Origin of the sequence: Roseateles sp. (assembly GCF_047654785.1) — a bacterium.
GTDB lineage: Bacteria > Pseudomonadota > Gammaproteobacteria > Burkholderiales > Burkholderiaceae_C > Pelomonas.
In genome coordinates, this window is the sequence record NZ_JASGKQ010000003.1 from 210,345 (window position 1) to 226,970 (window position 16,626).

General features: G+C 72.1%; 16 protein-coding genes and 1 tRNA gene. 7 read left to right on the plus strand and 10 right to left on the minus strand.

The window, feature by feature from the left end; translation table 11 throughout:
- Position 1: 1 nt before the first annotated feature.
- The 6 genes from QM788_RS10110 to hemA form a co-directional block, all read right to left on the minus strand.
- Positions 2–565 carry a UbiX family flavin prenyltransferase gene (locus QM788_RS10110; RefSeq protein WP_415661362.1) on the minus strand — a complete coding sequence of 188 codons (564 nt, stop codon included), beginning with the start codon at positions 563–565 and terminating at the stop codon, positions 2–4.
- Positions 565–879 (minus strand): Grx4 family monothiol glutaredoxin, encoded by a 315-nt coding sequence (gene grxD, locus QM788_RS10115; protein WP_415661363.1) that lies wholly within the window; start codon positions 877–879, stop codon positions 565–567. The genes QM788_RS10110 and grxD overlap by 1 nt, the downstream gene beginning before the upstream one ends.
- A 295-nt stretch (positions 880–1,174) precedes the next feature.
- Positions 1,175–1,747: a hypothetical protein gene (locus tag QM788_RS10120; RefSeq protein ID WP_415661364.1), complete on the minus strand. Its 573-nt coding sequence runs from the start codon at positions 1,745–1,747 to the stop codon at positions 1,175–1,177.
- Positions 1,748–1,866: 119 nt separating this feature from the next.
- Positions 1,867–2,670: a peptide chain release factor N(5)-glutamine methyltransferase gene (gene prmC, locus QM788_RS10125; protein ID WP_415661365.1), complete on the minus strand. Its 804-nt coding sequence runs from the start codon at positions 2,668–2,670 to the stop codon at positions 1,867–1,869.
- Positions 2,667–3,752 (minus strand): peptide chain release factor 1, encoded by a 1,086-nt coding sequence (gene prfA, locus QM788_RS10130; RefSeq protein WP_415661366.1) that lies wholly within the window; start codon positions 3,750–3,752, stop codon positions 2,667–2,669. Before prfA ends, prmC begins: the two co-directional genes overlap by 4 nt.
- Positions 3,753–3,821: 69 nt before the next feature.
- A complete protein-coding gene (gene hemA, locus QM788_RS10135; RefSeq protein ID WP_415661367.1) occupies positions 3,822–5,084 on the minus strand; it encodes a glutamyl-tRNA reductase in 1,263 nt (420 codons plus the stop codon).
- Positions 5,085–5,138: 54 nt separating this feature from the next.
- On the opposite strand from hemA, the gene QM788_RS10140 reads away from it, so the two are divergent.
- Positions 5,139–5,411, plus strand: a complete 273-nt coding sequence (locus QM788_RS10140; protein WP_415661368.1) for a hypothetical protein — start codon at positions 5,139–5,141, stop codon at positions 5,409–5,411.
- Between the two features lie 13 nt (positions 5,412–5,424).
- Here QM788_RS10140 and miaB read toward each other — a convergent pair whose 3' ends face one another.
- From miaB to QM788_RS10160, 4 genes are all read right to left on the minus strand, one after another.
- Complete coding sequence (miaB, locus tag QM788_RS10145) at positions 5,425–6,780, minus strand: tRNA (N6-isopentenyl adenosine(37)-C2)-methylthiotransferase MiaB (protein ID WP_415661369.1); 1,356 nt, start codon at positions 6,778–6,780, stop codon at positions 5,425–5,427.
- Entirely contained in the window at positions 6,777–7,154 is a 378-nt protein-coding gene (locus QM788_RS10150) for a hypothetical protein (RefSeq protein ID WP_415661370.1), read from the minus strand. The genes miaB and QM788_RS10150 overlap by 4 nt, the downstream gene beginning before the upstream one ends.
- Before the next feature lie 69 nt (positions 7,155–7,223).
- A tRNA-Met gene (locus tag QM788_RS10155) sits at positions 7,224–7,300 on the minus strand.
- A gap of 53 nt (positions 7,301–7,353) precedes the next feature.
- Complete coding sequence (locus tag QM788_RS10160; RefSeq protein ID WP_415661371.1) at positions 7,354–9,015, minus strand: rhamnogalacturonan acetylesterase; 1,662 nt, start codon at positions 9,013–9,015, stop codon at positions 7,354–7,356.
- 144 nt (positions 9,016–9,159) lie between these two features.
- Here QM788_RS10160 and QM788_RS10165 point away from each other — a divergent pair, with 144 nt between their 5' ends.
- The 6 genes from QM788_RS10165 to QM788_RS10190 all read left to right on the plus strand — a co-directional run bounded on the left by QM788_RS10165 (position 9,160) and on the right by QM788_RS10190 (position 16,617).
- The gene (locus tag QM788_RS10165; protein ID WP_415661372.1) at positions 9,160–10,512 is read left to right on the plus strand and encodes a TolB family protein; all 1,353 of its coding nucleotides are present in this window, start codon (positions 9,160–9,162) and stop codon (positions 10,510–10,512) included.
- A gap of 345 nt (positions 10,513–10,857) precedes the next feature.
- Positions 10,858–11,619, plus strand: coding sequence for a TonB-dependent receptor plug domain-containing protein (locus QM788_RS10170; protein ID WP_415661373.1), 762 nt, complete (start codon positions 10,858–10,860; stop codon positions 11,617–11,619).
- Positions 11,616–12,623, plus strand: a complete 1,008-nt coding sequence (locus QM788_RS10175) for a hypothetical protein (RefSeq protein ID WP_415661374.1) — start codon at positions 11,616–11,618, stop codon at positions 12,621–12,623. Before QM788_RS10170 ends, QM788_RS10175 begins: the two co-directional genes overlap by 4 nt.
- Positions 12,624–12,628: 5 nt before the next feature.
- Complete coding sequence (locus QM788_RS10180; RefSeq protein ID WP_415661375.1) at positions 12,629–15,055, plus strand: glycosyl hydrolase 115 family protein; 2,427 nt, start codon at positions 12,629–12,631, stop codon at positions 15,053–15,055.
- Between the two features lie 63 nt (positions 15,056–15,118).
- Positions 15,119–15,607 (plus strand): hypothetical protein, encoded by a 489-nt coding sequence (locus QM788_RS10185; protein WP_415661376.1) that lies wholly within the window; start codon positions 15,119–15,121, stop codon positions 15,605–15,607.
- Positions 15,608–15,621: 14 nt separating this feature from the next.
- Positions 15,622–16,617 carry a family 43 glycosylhydrolase gene (locus tag QM788_RS10190; RefSeq protein WP_415661377.1) on the plus strand — a complete coding sequence of 332 codons (996 nt, stop codon included), beginning with the start codon at positions 15,622–15,624 and terminating at the stop codon, positions 16,615–16,617.
- Positions 16,618–16,626: the final 9 nt, after the last annotated feature.

The window sequence follows — 16,626 nt, forward strand, 5'->3', positions numbered from 1 at the left end:
ACTACAGCCCGGACCAGCGCGTCGGCTGGGCCTGCGCGACCCCTGCGAGTTCCAGCACCCGCTCGACCGTCTCGTTGACCATCTCCTCGATGGTCGTCGGGTGGTGATAGAACGCCGGCAGCGGCGGAAAGCAGATGCCGCCCATCTCGGTCACCGCGACCATGTTGCGCAGGTGGGCCAGGTTCAGCGGCGTCTCGCGCACCATCAGGATGAGGCGGCGGCGCTCCTTCAGCGTCACGTCGGCGGCGCGGGTCAGCAGGTTGTCGCCGAGGCCGTGGGCGATCGCGGCCAGCGACTTCATCGAGCAGGGCGCGACGACCATCGCGGCGGTCGCGAAGCTGCCGCTGGCGATGCAGGCGCCGATGTCGCCGGGCGCGTAGGCGCGGTCCGCTTCGGCTTCCAGCGCCGAGCGGTCGAGGCCCAGCTCGTGGTGGGCGTTCAGGATGCCGGCGGGCGTGGCGATCAGGTGCGTTTCGACACCCAGCTCGCGCGCGCGGCGCAGCAGGCGCAGCGCGTAGGCCGCGCCGGTCGCGCCGGTCAGGCCGACGACCAGCCGCTGAGCCATCAAGCGGTAGCCAGTGCCTGCTGCAGCTCGCCCGACTCGTACATCTCCATCATGATGTCCGAGCCGCCGACGAACTCGCCGTCGATGTAGAGCTGCGGGATGGTGGGCCAGTTGGCGTAGTCCTTGATGCCCTGGCGCACTTCCTCGTCTTCCAGCACGTTGAAGGTCTTGATGTCGGTGGCGCCGGCGGCCTTCAGGATCTGGATGGCGCGGCCGGAGAAGCCGCACATCGGGAACTGCGCCGTGCCCTTCATGAAGAGCATGACGCGGTTGGACTTGACCAGGTCGGCTATGCGTTGCTGAACGTCGCTCATGGCTGCTTTCGTCAAAAGGCAAAGCCGCGATTATCCCGGACGGCCCCGGGCCGCCGTCAGCCTAAATCCGGCAGTTGGGCATGCCCGAGGGGCTGGCGAGGCGGGTCGCTGGCAAGGCGCGACGACGCTGCGGGCTCATGCCCGCGAGGAGGGGCAACGCCGCCAGCGGCCCGCAGCGCCAGACCAGCGGGCATGCAGCGGTGGCCACCGGCGTGGTGATCTCCGCATGGGCGACAAGGGGTTGAAACACCAGGACTTTCGATGAATGGCAAGCGGTCAATTGCCGGATTTAGGCTCAGTAGCTGTAGGCCAGGCCCAGCTGCAGCAGGGGCTTGAAGCGCAGGTCGCGCATCGCGTCCTCGAAGCCCTGCGCCGCGCTGCGGCCCAGGCGCAGGCTGCCGTAGGTGCCGGACATCAGGCCCAGGTCGGCGCTGAAGGCCAGGCCGCTGCGCAGCACGCGGCCGGTGTAGCCGATGCCGACGTAGGACAGGCTGGCGCTGGGCTCCAGCGCGTAGGCGTCCATGCGGCCGGCCGCCAGGGCGCGCCGGCCCGCCGCCACCGGGCCGGCGCCCAGCGCCAGGCCGCTGCTGCTCTGCGACAGCGACGGCGCCCCCAGCAGCACGCCGCCGGTGGCGCGCAGGCCGCCGTTGAGGCCCGCGAAGCCGGAGCGGGTGAGGTAGTAGTCGCCCAGCAGGTTGGCGCTCAGCACGCGGGAGCCGCCCAGCAGGGGCAGGGGGTCGGAGGCCGCGCTGGCGCTGCTGAGCTGCAGGCGGGCCTGCCATCGCGGCGCGGCATCGCCGTCGGCGAGCGCCGGCACGGCAAACAGGGCAGAGAGGCTCAGAACTGCGGCGCTCACGAGGCGGGCCATGGTCGTCTCCTGCGCGGTGCGGACGGGGGCACCGGGATTCGATACTACGCCCGCCGCAGCGCACCGGGAACCTGCGGGTGGGCGCAAAACGTCACGCGGATGCGGTGTGTGCGCGGCGGTCAGCCCGGCCAGCGGCCGCCGCTGGCGCGCGCCCGGCCGGCCAGGTCGCGGCGCAGCGCCAGGTCGGCAAAGCCGCGGGCGGCCAGGTGGCGGGCCACCGCGTCGGCCTGGTCCCAGCCATGCTCCAGCAGCAGCCAGCCGCCGGGGGCCAGGTGCCGGGGCGCGGCGTCGATCAGCGCTTCCAGGTCGGCCAGGCCGTCGCCGCCGGGCGTCAGCGCGGTGCGTGGCTCGTGGCGCAGCGCGGGCAGGTGCGGGTCGTCGCCGGCGATGTAGGGCGGGTTGCTGACGACGAGGTCGAAGCGCTGGCCCGCGAGCGGCTCGAACCAGCTGCCCAGCCGCCATTCGGCGGCCAGGCCCAGGCGCTCGCCATTGCCGCGGGCGACTTCCAGCGCGTCGGCGCTGACATCGACGGCCGTGACCCGGGCGCGCGGGCAGCCGGCCTTGACCGCCAGCGCGATCGCGCCGCTGCCGGTGCCGAGGTCGGCGACGCGGGGCTGGCCCGGCAGCGCGGCGAGCAGTTCCAGTGCCCAATCGACCAGCGTCTCGGTGTCCGGCCGCGGGATCAGCGTGGCCGGCGTGACGGCGAGCCGCAGGCCGTGGAAGGGCTGCCAGCCGGTCAGGTGGGCCAGCGGCTCGCCGTCGGCGAGGCGGCGCAGCAGGGCCTCGGCGCCGGGCGCGGGCGCGTCGCCGTGGGTGACGAGCCAGGCGCGGTCCCGTCCGAGCCGGTGCGCCAGCAGCGCCTGCGCGTCGCCGCGCTCGACGCCGAGGTGGCGGGCCAGGGCCAGCGCGTCATCGACGGTCATGCGCGCCCTTCCTCCAGCTGCGCCAGTTGCTCGGCCGCCTGCGCGGCGAGCAGGCCCTGGATCACGTCGGCGAGGTCGCCGTCCATGATCTGGCCGAGCTTGTAGAGCGTCAGGTTGATGCGGTGGTCGGTGAGCCGGCCCTGCGGGAAGTTGTAGGTGCGGATGCGGTCGCTGCGGTCGCCGCTGCCGATCAGGCCCTTGCGCGTGGCGGCCTCCCTGGCGGCGCGCTCGCTGCGCTCCTTCTCCTGGATGCGGGCCTGCAGCACTTGCAGCGCCTTGGCCTTGTTGCTGTGCTGGCTGCGGCCGTCCTGGCATTCGGCGACGATGCCGGTGGGCAGGTGCACCACGCGCACGGCGGAGTCGGTCTTGTTGATGTGCTGGCCGCCGGCGCCGCTGGCGCGGAAGGTGTCGATGCGCAGATCGGCCGGGTTCAGCGTGACGGCCTCGGCTTCGTCGGGCTCGGGCATGACCGCCACGGTGCAGGCGCTGGTGTGGATGCGGCCCTGGGTCTCGGTCGCCGGCACGCGCTGCACGCGGTGGCCGCCGCTTTCGAACTTGAGCCGGCCGTAGACGCCATCGCCCTCGATGCGCACGACCAGCTCCTTGTAGCCGCCAAGGTCGGACGCGTTCTCGCTCATGACCTCGCAGCGCCAGCCCTGGGCCTCGGCGAAGCGCAGGTACATGCGCGCCAGGTCGCCCGCGAACAGCGCGGACTCGTCGCCGCCGGTGCCGGCGCGGATTTCGAGGAAGGCGTTGCGCTCGTCGTCCGGGTCTTTGGGGATCAGCGCGAGTTGCAGTTCCTGGTCGAGCGCGGCGAGCGCGGCCTCGTTGGTGGCGATTTCCTCGCGGGCCATCTCGGCCATTTCGGGGTCGGCGAGCAGCTCGCGCGCGGCGGCGAGGTCGGCCTCGTGCGCCTGGTAGCGGCGGTAGCGCTCGACGAGGCCGGCGACCTCGGACTGCTCGCGGGTCAGCGCGCGGTAGCGCTTCATGTCGGCGGCGAGGCTGCCGTCGGCGAGCAGCGCGTCCAGCTCGGCGAGGCGGAAGGCGAGGCGGTCGAACTGCTGGCGCAGGGAGTCTTTCATGGCGGGCGGGCGGAAGAGGCAGTCAGGGGCGGCGCAGCGTCTGCGCCGGGCGGCGGCTGGCGAGCGCCGCTAGGACTGCCGGCCGCGCAGGAACAGCCGCGAGACGGTCTGCGCCAGGTGCAGGCGCTGCTCGCCGTCGCTGGCGTTCAGCTCCGCCAGCGTGCCGTGCAGCAGCTTGTGCGTGATGCCTTTGGAGAGCGCGTCCAGCACCTCGTCCACGTCGGCGCCCCGGGCCAGCAGCTTGCGGGCGCGGGCGATCTCCAGCGCGCGCCAATCGTCGGCCTGCTGGTGAAGCGCCTGGATCAGCGGCACCGTGTGACGCTGGTCCAGCCAGTGCATGAAGCTCTGCACGCCGGTCTCGACGATGGCCTCGGCCTGCGCGACGGCCGCCTGGCGCTTCTCGCCGGCGGTCTGCACCTGCTGGGCCAGCTCGTCGACGGTGTAGAGGTAGACGTCGTCGAGCTGGGCGACCTCGGGCTCGATGTCGCGCGGTACCGCCAGGTCGACCATGAACATCGGCCGGTGCCGGCGTTTTTTCAGCGCGCGCTCGACGGCGCCCAGGCCGATCAGCGGCAGGCTGGACGCGGTGCAGGAGACGACGATGTCGAACTCGTGCAGGCGCTCGGGCAGGTCGGACAGGCGCATGGCCTCGGCGCCGAAGCGGGTGGCGAGCTTCTCGCCGCGCTCCAGCGTGCGGTTGGCCACGGCCACGTGGCGCGGCGTGCGGGCGGCGAAGTGGGTGGCCGTCAGCTCGATCATCTCGCCCGCGCCGACGAACAGCACGCGCGTGCGCGCCAGGTCCTCGAACAGCTGGCCGGCCAGGCGCACGGCGGCGGCGGCCATGCTGATGGAGTGGGCGCCGATCTCGGTGGAGCTGCGCACCTCCTTGGCGACCGAGAAGCTGCGCTGGAACAGCTGGTGCAGCGTGGTGCCCAGCGCCCCGGCGTTCTCGGCCTCGCGCACGGCCTGCTTCATCTGGCCGAGGATCTGCGGCTCGCCCAGCACCATGGAGTCCAGCCCTGCGGCGACGCGGAAGGCGTGGCGCGCGGCGGCGCTGCCCTGCATCACGTAGGCGTGTTCGCGCAGCTCGCCGGCCTCGACGCCGCCCGCCTGCGCCAGCCAGGCGATGGCCGGCTGCACCTGGGCCTGCGGCGCGGCCACGTAGAGCTCGGTGCGGTTGCAGGTGGACAGGATGGCGGCCTCGGGCGTGCCGGGCAGCTTCTGGCGCAGGCCGGACAGCGACGGCGCCAGCTGCTCCAGCGAGAACGCGAACCGGCCGCGCAGGTCCAGCGGCGCGGTGTGGTGGTTCAGGCCGAGGGCGAAGACGGACATGGGGCGGATTGTAGGATTCGCGGCTTCGGCCCCCCTGACACGGATCAAACCCGCATGAGCCCGCTCGACGCCTTCTGGCATGCCGCCAACCTGTTCGCCCCGGCCTGGGGGCTGGCGGCGCTGTTGGCGGTGGCGGTCAAGGGGCTGTGGCGGCGCGAGGCGAAGCCGCTGCGCTGGCTGCGGTTGTGGGGCTGGGGCAGCGCGGGCGGCAGCCTGGCCGTCGTCGCCGCGCTGGTGCTGCTGGGCCGCGACGGCCGCATGGCGGGCTATGCGCTGCTGGTGCTGGGCGTCGCGCTGCCGCAGTGGTGGCTGCTGGTGCGGCGCTGACGGCGCCGCTGCGTCAGGCGCTGAGCACCGCTTCCGCCGTGACCACCTCGCCGCGCAGTGAGTGCGCGAAGGCGGTGGTGATGCGCACGTCCACCAACTGGTCCATCAGCCGCGGCGAGCCGGGGAAGTTGACGATGCGGTTGCACTCGGTGCGGCCCATCAGCTCGGTGGCGTCCTTGCGGGACGTGCCGGTGACGAGCACCTTCTCGACCCGGCCGACCATGCCCTGCGAAATCGTCAGCGCATGCGCCTCGATGGCGGCCTGCAACTCCTGCAGGCGCTTGACCTTCACCTCGTAGGGCGTCGTGTCCTCCAGCGCCGCGGCCGGCGTGCCGGGACGGGGGCTGAAGATGAAGCTGAAGCTCGCGTCGAAGCCGACGTCGTGCACCAGCTTCATCAGCTTCGCGTGGTCCTCGTCCGTCTCGCCGGGGAAGCCGACGATGAAGTCGCTGGCCAGGCGCAGGTCCGGGCGGATCGCGCGCAGCTTGCGCACGATGCTCTTGAACTCCAGCGCCGTGTAGCCGCGCTTCATCGCCATCAGGATGCGGTCGCTGCCGTGCTGCACGGGCAGGTGCAGGTGGTTGACGAGCTGCGGCACGCGGCCGTAGGCCTCGATCAGGCGCGGGCTGAACTCGTTGGGGTGGCTGGTCGTGAAGCGCAGGCGGCGGATGCCGGGGATCTCGGCCGCGTACTCCAGCAGCAGCGCCAGGTCGGCGTGCTCGCTGGTGTCGCCCATCCGGCCCCGGTAGGCATTGACGTTCTGGCCCAGCAGGTTGATCTCCATGACGCCCTGGTCGGCGAGGCCGGCGATCTCGGTCAGCACGTCGTCGAAGGGCCGCGACACCTCCTCGCCGCGCGTGTAGGGCACGACGCAGTAGGAGCAGTACTTGGAGCAGCCTTCCATGATGGACACGAAGGCCGACGCGCCCTCGACCTTGGCGGGCGGCAGGTGGTCAAACTTCTCGATCTCGGGGAAGGAAATGTCCACCTGCGGGCGGCGCTGCTCGCGGCGGGCCTGCAGCATCGCGGGCAGGCGGTGCAGCGTCTGCGGGCCGAACACCACGTCCACATAGGGCGCGCGCTCGATGATGGCCGCACCTTCCTGCGACGCGACGCAGCCGCCGACGCCGATCATCACGCCCTTGGCCTTCAGGTGCTTCACGCGGCCCAGGTCGCTGAAGACCTTTTCCTGCGCCTTCTCGCGCACCGAGCAGGTGTTGAACAGGATGAGGTCGGCGGCTTCCGGGTCGTCGGTGGGCTCGTAGCCCTGGGCGGCGCCGAGCACGTCGGCCATCTTGTCCGAGTCGTACTCGTTCATCTGGCAGCCGAAGGTCTTGATGTAGACCTTCTTCTGGGGGGCGTCGGTCATGGCTGGGTCCAGGTCTGGTTGCCGGGGTTGAACTGCAGGCGCGCGGCCTCGGCGGGCGTGCGGGGCCAGGTCTTGTTGGCCAGTTCGGCGGCGTTCAGCACCCACACGTCCATGATCAGGCCGCTGCTCTCGACCGTGTAGTGAACGATGAACTTCTGGCCGGCCAGGCCCGCGGGCGGCACCCACAGGTTGGCGTCGTTCTTCACGCGCGCGCCGGGCGCCAGGCGCGCCGGCCGGCCGTTCAGCCGCGCGTCGGGAAACTGCGTGATGACGAGTTCGCCGCGCAGCGCGTTGGCGGGGAAGAAGCGGTGCACCTGCGCGTGGGCGGCCAGGCAACTGGCGGCCAGGGCCAGCGGGAGAACACAGCGGTACATGGCATGTCCAGTGGCTGCGGGAACTGCAAAGACGAACGGCCCGAGCAATGCTCGGGCCGTTCGGGGTGTTGGTGGCGCTTCAGGGATTCGAACCCCGGACCTGCGGATTATGATTCCGTCGCTCTAACCGGCTGAGCTAAAGCGCCTGAGCCGACCATTCTAAGCGAAGTTTTCCGGCGTTGGCAAGTGGGCCGGCAAATCAGTGCGCCGGAGCCTTCAGGAAGGCCTGCAGCGGCTGGCCCGGCAGGCGCTTCAGGCCCTCGACGACCTGGGCCGCGTTGAACGTGGCGCCGGCGTCGTTGGTGTGCGTGCGGGCGTCGGCGAAGAAGCCGTCCACGCGGTCGGCGCCGAGGGCGCGGTAGGCCTCGGCGATGCGCAGCGTCAGGTCGATGAACTGGGCGCCGCTCTCGCGCGCGGCCTGTTCGGCCCAGGCGGCGTGCTGCTCGAAGTCGCGCGGCTGGCCGGGCTGCCAGCGGTCCTTGTGCGGCACGGGCGACAGCACGACGACGCGGGCGCCCCGGGCATGCGCGTCGGCGATGTAGCGCTTCAGGTACCAGCCGTAGCTGTGCACCGTCTCCGGGCTGCCGTCGGGGCGGGTGTCTTGCTGCGTGTCGTCGCCGACGCCGGGCACCGAGCCGCGGTTCTTGCCGGCGGGGTCGCCGATGCGGGCGCCGTCGTTGTGGCCGAACTGGATCAGCAGCGTGTCGCCGGCCTTGAGCTGCGCCAGCACCGCAGCCCAGCGGCCTTCGGTGTAGAAGGTGCGGCTGCTGCGGCCGCCGATCGCGTTGTTGACGACGTTCAGGCGCTGCGTGTCGAAGAACGCGGCGATGCGCTCGCCCCAGCCGTAGGCGCCGTTCTGGCCGCCGCTGCGCACGGTGGAGTCGCCGATCATCACGAGGCTGGGCAGCCCGGGGTCGCGCGGCGCCTCGACCCGGACCTTGCGGGCGTCGGCGACGGGCCGGTCGTCCGAGCCGTCCGGCGCGAAGCGGCGCAGGTAGACGTCGTCGGGCAGCACCTTGTTCTGGATCAGGCCGGCGATGACGAGCTGCGCGTTGACGGCCGCGCCGAGCCAGTTGGTGTGCACGGTCTCCTGCGGCGTGTCGGCGGGGAACAGCGTCTCGACGGTCGCCTTGCCGAGCGCCTCGTAGCGCCGGGCGCCCCATTCGTTGAGGTCGATGAAGGCGACGCTCTCCTGCCTGGCGACCTCGGCGGCCCAGGCCGCGAAGTTGCCGCCGGCGCGCGTGACCCTGACGCCGTCGGCCTCCCAGCGCTTGCGGATCACCGGCGAGCAGATGACCGGCGTGGCGCCGGCCGCGCGGATCTCGGCGACGTAGTCGCGCAGGTAGGCGCCGTAGGTGGAGACGGTCTCGGGCTGGCCGGTCAGCAGGTTGCGGATCTCTTCCTGCTCGGGGCCGGTGCCGCGCAGCACGCCGCGGGCGCGGCTGCTGTCGTTGACCGGGCTGGCGTCGTTGTGGCCGAACTGCATGACGACCCAGTCGCCCTTCCTGATGAAGGGTTGGGTGCGGGCCCAGTGGTCGCTGGTGCGGTAGGTGCGGCTGGACAGGCCGCCGACGGCGCGGTTGACGACGTTGATCTTCGCCGGGTCGAGGTAGGCGGCGATCGGGTTGCCCCAGCCCCACTGGCCTTGGGCGCCCTTGCCCTGGCCGTCGTCGTGGCCGTTGCGCACGGTGGAGTCGCCGATGAGGATCAGCGACGGCAGCGCGGGCCGGGCCGGCTCCGGCAGCCGCACCTGGGCGCGCGCGGGGTCGGTGGCGGCGGTGAACTCCTGGGCGTGGGCGGGCGCCAGCGGCAGGGCGAACAGCAGCGCGGCGGCGGCGCGGCGGGTGGTCTTGGCGATCATGGCGCGCATGCTAGGAGCGGCGCGCGGCGGCCGGCGGCCGCGACGGCGCAAGTTCTTGAGCGATTCGCGGCCGGCAACAGTCCCGGGCGGGCGCGGGCCTAGAGTGCGCCGCACCTCGACCCCGCCCACCCGGCCGCCCCCGCCATGCGCTCCACGCCCTCCCTGCTCATCGCCGCCCTGCTCGGCCTGGCCCTGGCGCCCGCCTGGGCGCAGATCGGCCAGCGCTTCCCGTCCGAGAAGCGCGTCGTCGCCGATCCGGTCACAGGCACGCCGCTGACCTTCCTCACCACGCAGCCGCGCGGCGACGCCAAGATCTACCCCAGCCACCCGCAGTGGACGGCCGACGGCCGGTGGCTGGTGTTCCGCTCCGGCCGCGTGAAGGGCGAGGCCATCGCCGTCAACGAGGCCACGGGCGAACTGGTTCAGGTCACCGAGGGCGGCTATGACGGCATGCTCAACCTGTCGCAGTCGGGCGGCAACAAGCTCTACTTCCTGCGCAAGGCGCCGGGCGGCGCGCCCAAGGTCATGCAGGCCGTGGAGGTGGACCTGGACCGCGTGTTCGCCGACAGCCAGGCCGGCGCGATGAAGCCGGCCGCCGCCTACCAGCGCGTGTTCGCCACGCTGCCCGCCGAACTGGAGGCCGTGGGCGACAACGCGCTGGACGCGGACGGCCAGTGGTTCTACTTCCGCATCCAGGGCAAGGCCTACGCGGGCGCCAGGCTGCCGGCCGGCACCCGGGTCGAGCCGCCCTTCGGCCCGCGCGGCATGGGCGCCGGGCCGCACGCCATCGGCAAGGTGAACGTGCAGACGGGCGAGTTCCGGCATGTCGTGTCCGTGCCCTTCCAGATCGGCCACATCCAGTCCAACCTGTGGATGCCGGGCGAGCTGGTGTTCAGCTGGGAGACCGGCGGCAAGTCGCCGCAGCGGACCTGGACCGTGCGCGGCGACGGCAGCGGCCTGCGGCCGCTCTACCCGGAGGCGCCCTACGAGTGGGTCACGCACGAGGCCATCATCGGCCGGGACGAGGTGGCGCTGGCCATCATGGGCCACCGCGCCATCCCCGGCGTCGCCGACCCCGGCCGCCCGGCGGGCACCGCCGTCGAGGGCGCGAACCCGGGCCAGGACGACGCCTGGGGCAACACCGGCACGCGCGAGAAGCCCACGGGCCTGGCGATCGTCAACCTGCGCACGCGCGAGGTGAACCTCGTCGGCCAGACGCCCTCGGGCAGCGGCCTGTGGCATGTGCACGGCTCGCCGGACGGCCGCTTCGCGGCGGGCGACGACTTCGGCCGCAGCCTCTACCTGATCGACCGCCGGACGCGCGAGATGAAGCTGCTGACCACCGGCCACAAGACGACCGCGCGCGACCACATCCACCCGACCTTCAGCCCGGACGGCCGCCGGATCCAGATCCAGTCCGCCATGCTGGCCGCCGACGGGCGCGAGATGAATATCTGCATCGTGCCGGTGCCGCAGGAGTGGCTGGACAGGAAATAGAAATCGCCGGCGGCCTGGTCGGGGTATTCGTGGTGATTTGAATAAGCACTGCAAGGGTTATTCCGCTGGTTTCGGTGAATATCGGCATGCGGCGCCGCCAGGCCGGCCGCCGCACCTCGCAGGTGCGTGTGGCGTTGGTGTGCGGCCCGATCGCGCCTGGGAACGCGCACGGTCTTGATCGATTCATGCACCAGATCAGGGTTTGTTCGGAGCAAGCAATCAGGGCCGTGAGTCTTTGGCGCGCGCTGCGCACGACGGGAATCCCGGCCCCTAGACTGGCGCAAAGGGGGCAATAAGAGCTGGTATTGATGGCCGGCCTCGACGAGATTCCTGGAGATACACGACATGCTGAAGACAAACTCCAGCCGCGCACGGGTTTTGCGCTGGACCCCGCTGGCACTGGCCATCTCCGCCCTGGCGGCCCAACAGGCCCAGGCCCAGCAGGCGGCGGTACCGGACGCGGCCGCATCGGCCCCCGCCGCCAGGCCGGCCGCCGAGAAGGCCAACCAACTGGAGACGGTGGTCGTCACCGGCATCCGCCGCTCCATCCAGAGCGCCATCGACCGCAAGCGCAACGCATCCACGGTGCAGGACAGCATCGTCGCGGAAGACATCGATCAGTTCCCGGACAAGAACGTCGGCGAGGCGCTGTCGCGCGTCACCGGCGTACAGCTGAGCCGGGAGTTCGGCGAAGGCTCGCAGGTGTCCATCCGCGGCGTCGAGCCCGACCTGAACCGCGTCGAGATCAACGGCATGTCGGTGCTGGGCACCAACGGCGGCGCCGGCCGCGGCGCCGAACTGCGCGAACTGGCCTCCGAGCTGATCGCGTCCAACAACGGCACCAAGGGCAACCCGGTGCTGTCGGCCGACCTGCTGGGCGACTGGCGCGAGGAAGTCGTCTGGCGCAACGACGACAGCAGCGCGCTGCTGGTGTTCTCCACGGCCGTCCCGACCGCGCACCGGCTGGTGACGCTGATGCACGACCCGCAATACCGCGTGCAGGTCGCCGCGCAGAACGCCGGCTACAACCAGCCGCCGCACACCAGCTACCACCTGGGCGCCGCGATGAAGCCGCCGCGCTACCTGCCCGTCAAGGCCGCGCGATGAAGCGGCTCGCTTCGCTGGCCCTGCTGGCGGCGCTGGCCGGCTGCGCCAGCGCGCCCCAGCCCGCGTCCCAACCCGCGCCGCGCCCGCTGTACCGCGACCCCGTGCTGGACGGCGCAGCCGACGTGTCCCTCGTCTTCAACCGTGGCCTGAAGCGCTGGGAGATGTTCTACACCAACCGCCGCGCGACGCTGCGGCTGGACGACCCCCGGGACGTCAGCTGGGTACACGCCACCGCCATCGGCATCGCCACCACGGACGACGGCAACCACTGGCGCGCGGCCGGCGAGGCGGCGTTCCCCGCCGAGTGCACCGGCGCCACGCTGTGGGCGCCCGAGATCCAGGACTTCGACGGCCTCTACCACCTGTGGCTCACCGTCGTGCCCGGCGTGCACGAGCGCTGGACCGGCGAGCGCCGCATCGAGCACCTGACCAGCACCGACCTGCGCCACTGGACCTGCGCCGGCCGCGTGGACCTGGGCTCGCCCCGGGTCATCGACGCGGCCGTCATCCGCGCGCCGCAGGGCGGCTGGCGGATGTGGTTCAAGGACGAGCAGGGCGGCAGCAGGCTCAAGTTCGCCGACAGCCCCGACCTGCGCACCTGGACCGTGCGCGGCCCCGTCAGCGACCTGCCCGGCGAAGGCCCCACGGTGTTCCGGTTCGCCGGCCAATGGTGGCTGGTGGCCGACCTGTGGCAGGGCCTGCTGGTGCTGCGCTCCGACGACGCGCTGCACTGGCAGGCGCAGCCCACGCGGCTGCTGGCTGGCGTGGGCCGGCACCCCACCGACCGCGCCAAGGGCCAGCACCCCGGCGTGACCGTGGTGGACGGCCGCGCCTACCTCTTCTACTTCACGCACCAGGGCGGCGAGCCCGAGGCCAAGACGGACGACCGCTGGCACCAGCGCAGCGTCATCCAGGCGGCGGAGCTGACCGTGCAGGACGGCTGGCTGAGCGTGGACCGCGACGCGCCGCCGCCCGACCTGCGCGCCGCCTTCAAGGCCCGCTGACCGCCATGCGCCCGCGCCTGGCGACCCTGCTGCCACTGCTGGCGTTGGCGCTGGCCGGCGCCGCCCATGCGGGCCTGGCCGTGTCCACCCGCGCCACGCCCGGCAGCCTGCCGCTGGACGGCGCCGTCATCGTCGGCGGCGCGGATGCCGGCCCGCTGGAGGCCTTCGTCGCGCAGGACCTGGCGGGCGACCTCCAGCGCCTGGGCCTGCGCACCCGCAGCCAAGGCCCGGTGCAGGTCTGGGTCGGCACCGTGGGCCGCCACGCGCAGATCGACGCGCAGGCCGGCCGGCTGGGCCTGGCCCAACTCAAGGACTGCTGGGAGTGCTTCCGCATCGCCGTGCTGCGCGACCCCGCGCCCGGCGTGCAGCAGGCGCTGGTCATCGCCGGCGCCGACCGCCGCGGCACGGCCTACGGCGTCTACACGCTGAGCCAGGCGCTGGGCGTGTCGCCCTGGGTCTGGTGGGCCGGCCTGGCGCCGCTCAGGCGCGGCCCGCTGCACGTCAGCGGTTCTCTGCAGGACGGCCCTGCGGTGAAGTACCGCGGCCTGTTCATCAACGACGAGGACTGGGGCCTGCAGCCCTGGGCCGCGCAGACCTTCGAGCCCGAGGCCGGCAACATCGGACCCAAGACCTACGAGCAGGTCTTCCGCCTGCTGCTGCGGCTGAAGGCCAACACGCTGTGGCCGGCCATGCACCAGGTGTCCGGCGCCTTCAACGCCGACCCGCGCAACGCCGAGCTGGCGCAGCGCTACGGCATCGTCATGGGCTCGTCGCACGCCGAGCCACTGCTGCGCAACAACGTGGCCGAGTGGACCGCGCCGCACGCGCACTACAACTACGCGACGCACGCCGAACAGGTGCGCAGTTATTGGGCCGAGCGGCTGAAGGCCAACGGCCGGTTCGACAACCTCTACACGCTGGGCATGCGCGGCATCCACGACAGCGGCATGCAGGGCGGCGGCACCGTGGCCGAGAAGCAGGCGCTGCTGAACCGCCTGCTGGCCGACCAGCGCGAGATGATCCGCCAGCACGTGGGCGACCCGGCGGCCGTGCCGCAGGTCTTCGTGCCCTACAAGGAAGTGCTGCCCCTGCTGCCCGGCCTGGCGCTGCCGGACGACGTGACGCTGGTGTGGCCCGACGACAACTTCGGCTACATCCGCCAGTTGCCCGATGCCGCTCAGGCGAAGCGTTCGGGCGGCTCCGGCATCTACTACCACCTCAGCTACCTGGGCGCGCCGCTGTCCTACCTGTGGCTGGACACCACGCCGCCCGCGCTGGTGGCCGAGGAAATGGGCCGCGCCTTCGAGGCCGGCGCGCGCACGCTGTGGGTGGTCAACGCGGGCGACATCAAGCCGCACGAGGTCAACCTCAGCCACTGGTTCGACCTGGCCTGGCACCCGGCCGCCGTGCGCGCGCAAGGCCAGCCGGCCTGGCTGCGGCAACTGGCGCAGTGGCTGTTCGGCATCGGCGAGATCGGCCTGATCTGGGACGGCCACTACCGCGTCAACTTCGAGCGCCGCCCCGAGCACCTGCAGTTCCACCTGGCCGGGGAGCGCATGAAGCGCAGCGGCTGGCCGGCGGCGGTGGTCGATGCCCGCCTGGGCCGCTTCGCGCAACTGCTGGCCGCGCTGGACGCCGTGCGCCCGCGCGTGGCCGCGGCGCAGCGCGAGGCCTTCTTCCACCTCGTCGAGTACCCGCTGCGCGCGGCGGCGCTGGCCAACGAACGCTTCTTCGCGCTGGAGCGCTACGCCGCCACGCTGGAGCGCGACCCGGCCGGCGCCCGCCAGCTGGCCGCGCGCGCCGTGCGCGCCGACCAGCGCCTGAAAGCCCTGACCTCCCGCTACAACGCCGGCCGCTGGGCCGGCATCCTGGCCGAGGAGCCGGCCGACGGGCTGTGGACCAACTTCCGCCAGCAACGCGCCCTGCTGCCCGCGCCCGGCCTGGGCGGTGTTGCGCCCGACGCGCTGGCCGACCTGGCCCGCGCCACGGCCGACCTGGCGCCGCTGCCGTCGCTGCCCGAACCCGTCGCGCCGCCGCTGCGCGTCACCGCGAACGACGCCTGGCGCCGCGTGCCCGGCCTGGGCCGTGGCGACGGCGTGCTCGCCGCCCGCCAGCCCGGCGCCACGCTGGACATCGCCGCCCCCGGCGCCGCGCAGGGCCCCGGCTGCCTGCGGGTGCATGTGCTGCCCCGCTACACCGCCACGCCCGGCGAGGCCTGGGCCGCCGACCTGCTGGTGGCTGGCCAGGCGCTGCCACTGCGCTGGCCGCGCGGCCCGCAGGACGCCGCCTGGGCCCAGGGCGTGCTGTCCAACCGCCTGACGGCCGCGGCCACGCTGCCCGCCCACCCGGGCGAGCTGACGCTGCAACTGCGCGCACAGCAGCCCGGCCTGATGTTCGACGGCGCCGAGCTGCTGCCCGGCGCCTGCCGCTGAAAGAAAGCCCGGTAGGCTGGCACGCCACCGACCCGACGCAATCACCCCGACGCAATCACCCGCATGAAAACACCGCTCATCGCCATCACCCTCGCCCTGCTGGGCTGTGCCGCGCAGGCCCAGACCGCCTGCGTGGCCGACTTCTCGCCCCTGGGCCAGGGCCGCATGGCCGTCGAGATCCGGCCGGCCGCACAGGAGGGCCGCTTCGACGCCCTCGTCAACGGCCGGCTCGCCAACGCGGGCATGCTGCCCGTCGATGAGGCCATCCGCCCCGGCCTGAACTTCGCGGTTGATGCCTACGGCAGCGAGTTCCAGCAGCTCAACGGCGCCGAACGTTCGCTGGTGCACCTGCACAGGCTGAGCCAGGCCCCGGCCACCCGCGACCTGGTCAAGCTGCCCTTCATGCCCGCCGATGTGCAGCGCCTCAAGACCTTCGACCTCCTCGGCAAGACGGACAAGTTCGGCGGCCAGGTGCTGATGGAAGCCTTCGACGAGCACGGCGCCTCGCTCGGCAAGGTGGTGCGGCGCGCATTCGTGGCGGCCTGCCACTGAGCAAAAGCACACCCATGAAGCTCCTGCCCCTCCTCCCCTTCCTGCTCGCCGCGCTGCTCGCCACGCCGGCCCAGGCCCGGAACCCGCTCAAGCTCGGCGAAGGCCTGCGCACCGCCGACCCCTCCGGCCACGTCTGGAAGGACGGCCGGATGTGGCTCTACACCTCGCACGACGAGGAATGCCAGGCCGACTTCCACATGAAGGACTGGTACGCCTTCTCGTCCACCGACCTCGTGAACTGGACGAACCACGGCGCCGTGCTGTCGGTGAAGGACCTCACCTGGGCCGATGACTACGCCTGGGCGCCCGACGCGGCCTACAAGAACGGCAAGTACTACCTGGTCTTCCCGGCCGGCACCGGCGTCAAGGACCGCCAGAACCCGAAGAACAGCACCAAGTGGATGGGCATCGGCATCGCCGAGAGCGACAACCCCGCCGGCCCCTTCAAGGACGTGATCGGTGCGCCGCTGTGGCGCAAGCCCTATGCGAATGACCCGGTGCTGTTCGTCGATGACGACGGCCGCGCCTACCTCTACAGCCGCACCTCGGGCGTCAACTACCTGGTGGCCGAGATGGCCGACGACATGCGCAGCATCAAGGGCGAGCTGCAGAAGATGGACATGGGCGGCCACGAGCCGCCGATGGAAGGGCCGTGGGTGTTCAAGCGCAAGGGCCTGTACTACTTCACGATGCCGGAGCACAACCGCATCCTGACCTACTACACGGCCACCGCGCCCACCGGCCCGTGGACCTACCGCGGCGTCTTCATGGCGCAGGAGAACAACGCCAACAACCACCACTCCATCGTGGAGTACCAGGGCCAGTGGATCCTGTTCTATCACCGCTGGCTGGACGTGCCCGGCGCCGCCTGCGCCAAGAAGCAGCGGCACGTCGCGGCGGAGTACCTGCACTTCAACGACGACGGCACGATCCGCAAGGTCGAGCGGACGAAAGAAGGCGTCGGGGACTTTCCCAGGCGGGCGGACACGCAGCAGGAGGGCAGGCCATGAAGCGCGGTA

Bases quoted from the DNA above. Each gene is read 5' to 3' on its own strand.
- QM788_RS10110 (WP_415661362.1), bottom strand. From the start codon at position 565: ATGGCTCAGCGGCTGGTCGTCGGCCTGACCGGCGCGACCGGCGCGGCC.
- grxD (WP_415661363.1), bottom strand. From the start codon at position 879: ATGAGCGACGTTCAGCAACGCATAGCCGACCTGGTCAAGTCCAACCGC.
- QM788_RS10120 (WP_415661364.1), bottom strand. From the start codon at position 1,747: ATGGCCCGCCTCGTGAGCGCCGCAGTTCTGAGCCTCTCTGCCCTGTTT.
- prmC (WP_415661365.1), bottom strand. From the start codon at position 2,670: ATGACCGTCGATGACGCGCTGGCCCTGGCCCGCCACCTCGGCGTCGAG.
- prfA (WP_415661366.1), bottom strand. From the start codon at position 3,752: ATGAAAGACTCCCTGCGCCAGCAGTTCGACCGCCTCGCCTTCCGCCTC.
- hemA (WP_415661367.1), bottom strand. From the start codon at position 5,084: ATGTCCGTCTTCGCCCTCGGCCTGAACCACCACACCGCGCCGCTGGAC.
- QM788_RS10140 (WP_415661368.1), top strand. From the start codon at position 5,139: ATGAGCCCGCTCGACGCCTTCTGGCATGCCGCCAACCTGTTCGCCCCG.
- miaB (WP_415661369.1), bottom strand. From the start codon at position 6,780: ATGACCGACGCCCCCCAGAAGAAGGTCTACATCAAGACCTTCGGCTGC.
- QM788_RS10150 (WP_415661370.1), bottom strand. From the start codon at position 7,154: ATGTACCGCTGTGTTCTCCCGCTGGCCCTGGCCGCCAGTTGCCTGGCC.
- QM788_RS10160 (WP_415661371.1), bottom strand. From the start codon at position 9,015: ATGATCGCCAAGACCACCCGCCGCGCCGCCGCCGCGCTGCTGTTCGCC.
- QM788_RS10165 (WP_415661372.1), top strand. From the start codon at position 9,160: ATGCGCTCCACGCCCTCCCTGCTCATCGCCGCCCTGCTCGGCCTGGCC.
- QM788_RS10170 (WP_415661373.1), top strand. From the start codon at position 10,858: ATGCTGAAGACAAACTCCAGCCGCGCACGGGTTTTGCGCTGGACCCCG.
- QM788_RS10175 (WP_415661374.1), top strand. From the start codon at position 11,616: ATGAAGCGGCTCGCTTCGCTGGCCCTGCTGGCGGCGCTGGCCGGCTGC.
- QM788_RS10180 (WP_415661375.1), top strand. From the start codon at position 12,629: ATGCGCCCGCGCCTGGCGACCCTGCTGCCACTGCTGGCGTTGGCGCTG.
- QM788_RS10185 (WP_415661376.1), top strand. From the start codon at position 15,119: ATGAAAACACCGCTCATCGCCATCACCCTCGCCCTGCTGGGCTGTGCC.
- QM788_RS10190 (WP_415661377.1), top strand. From the start codon at position 15,622: ATGAAGCTCCTGCCCCTCCTCCCCTTCCTGCTCGCCGCGCTGCTCGCC.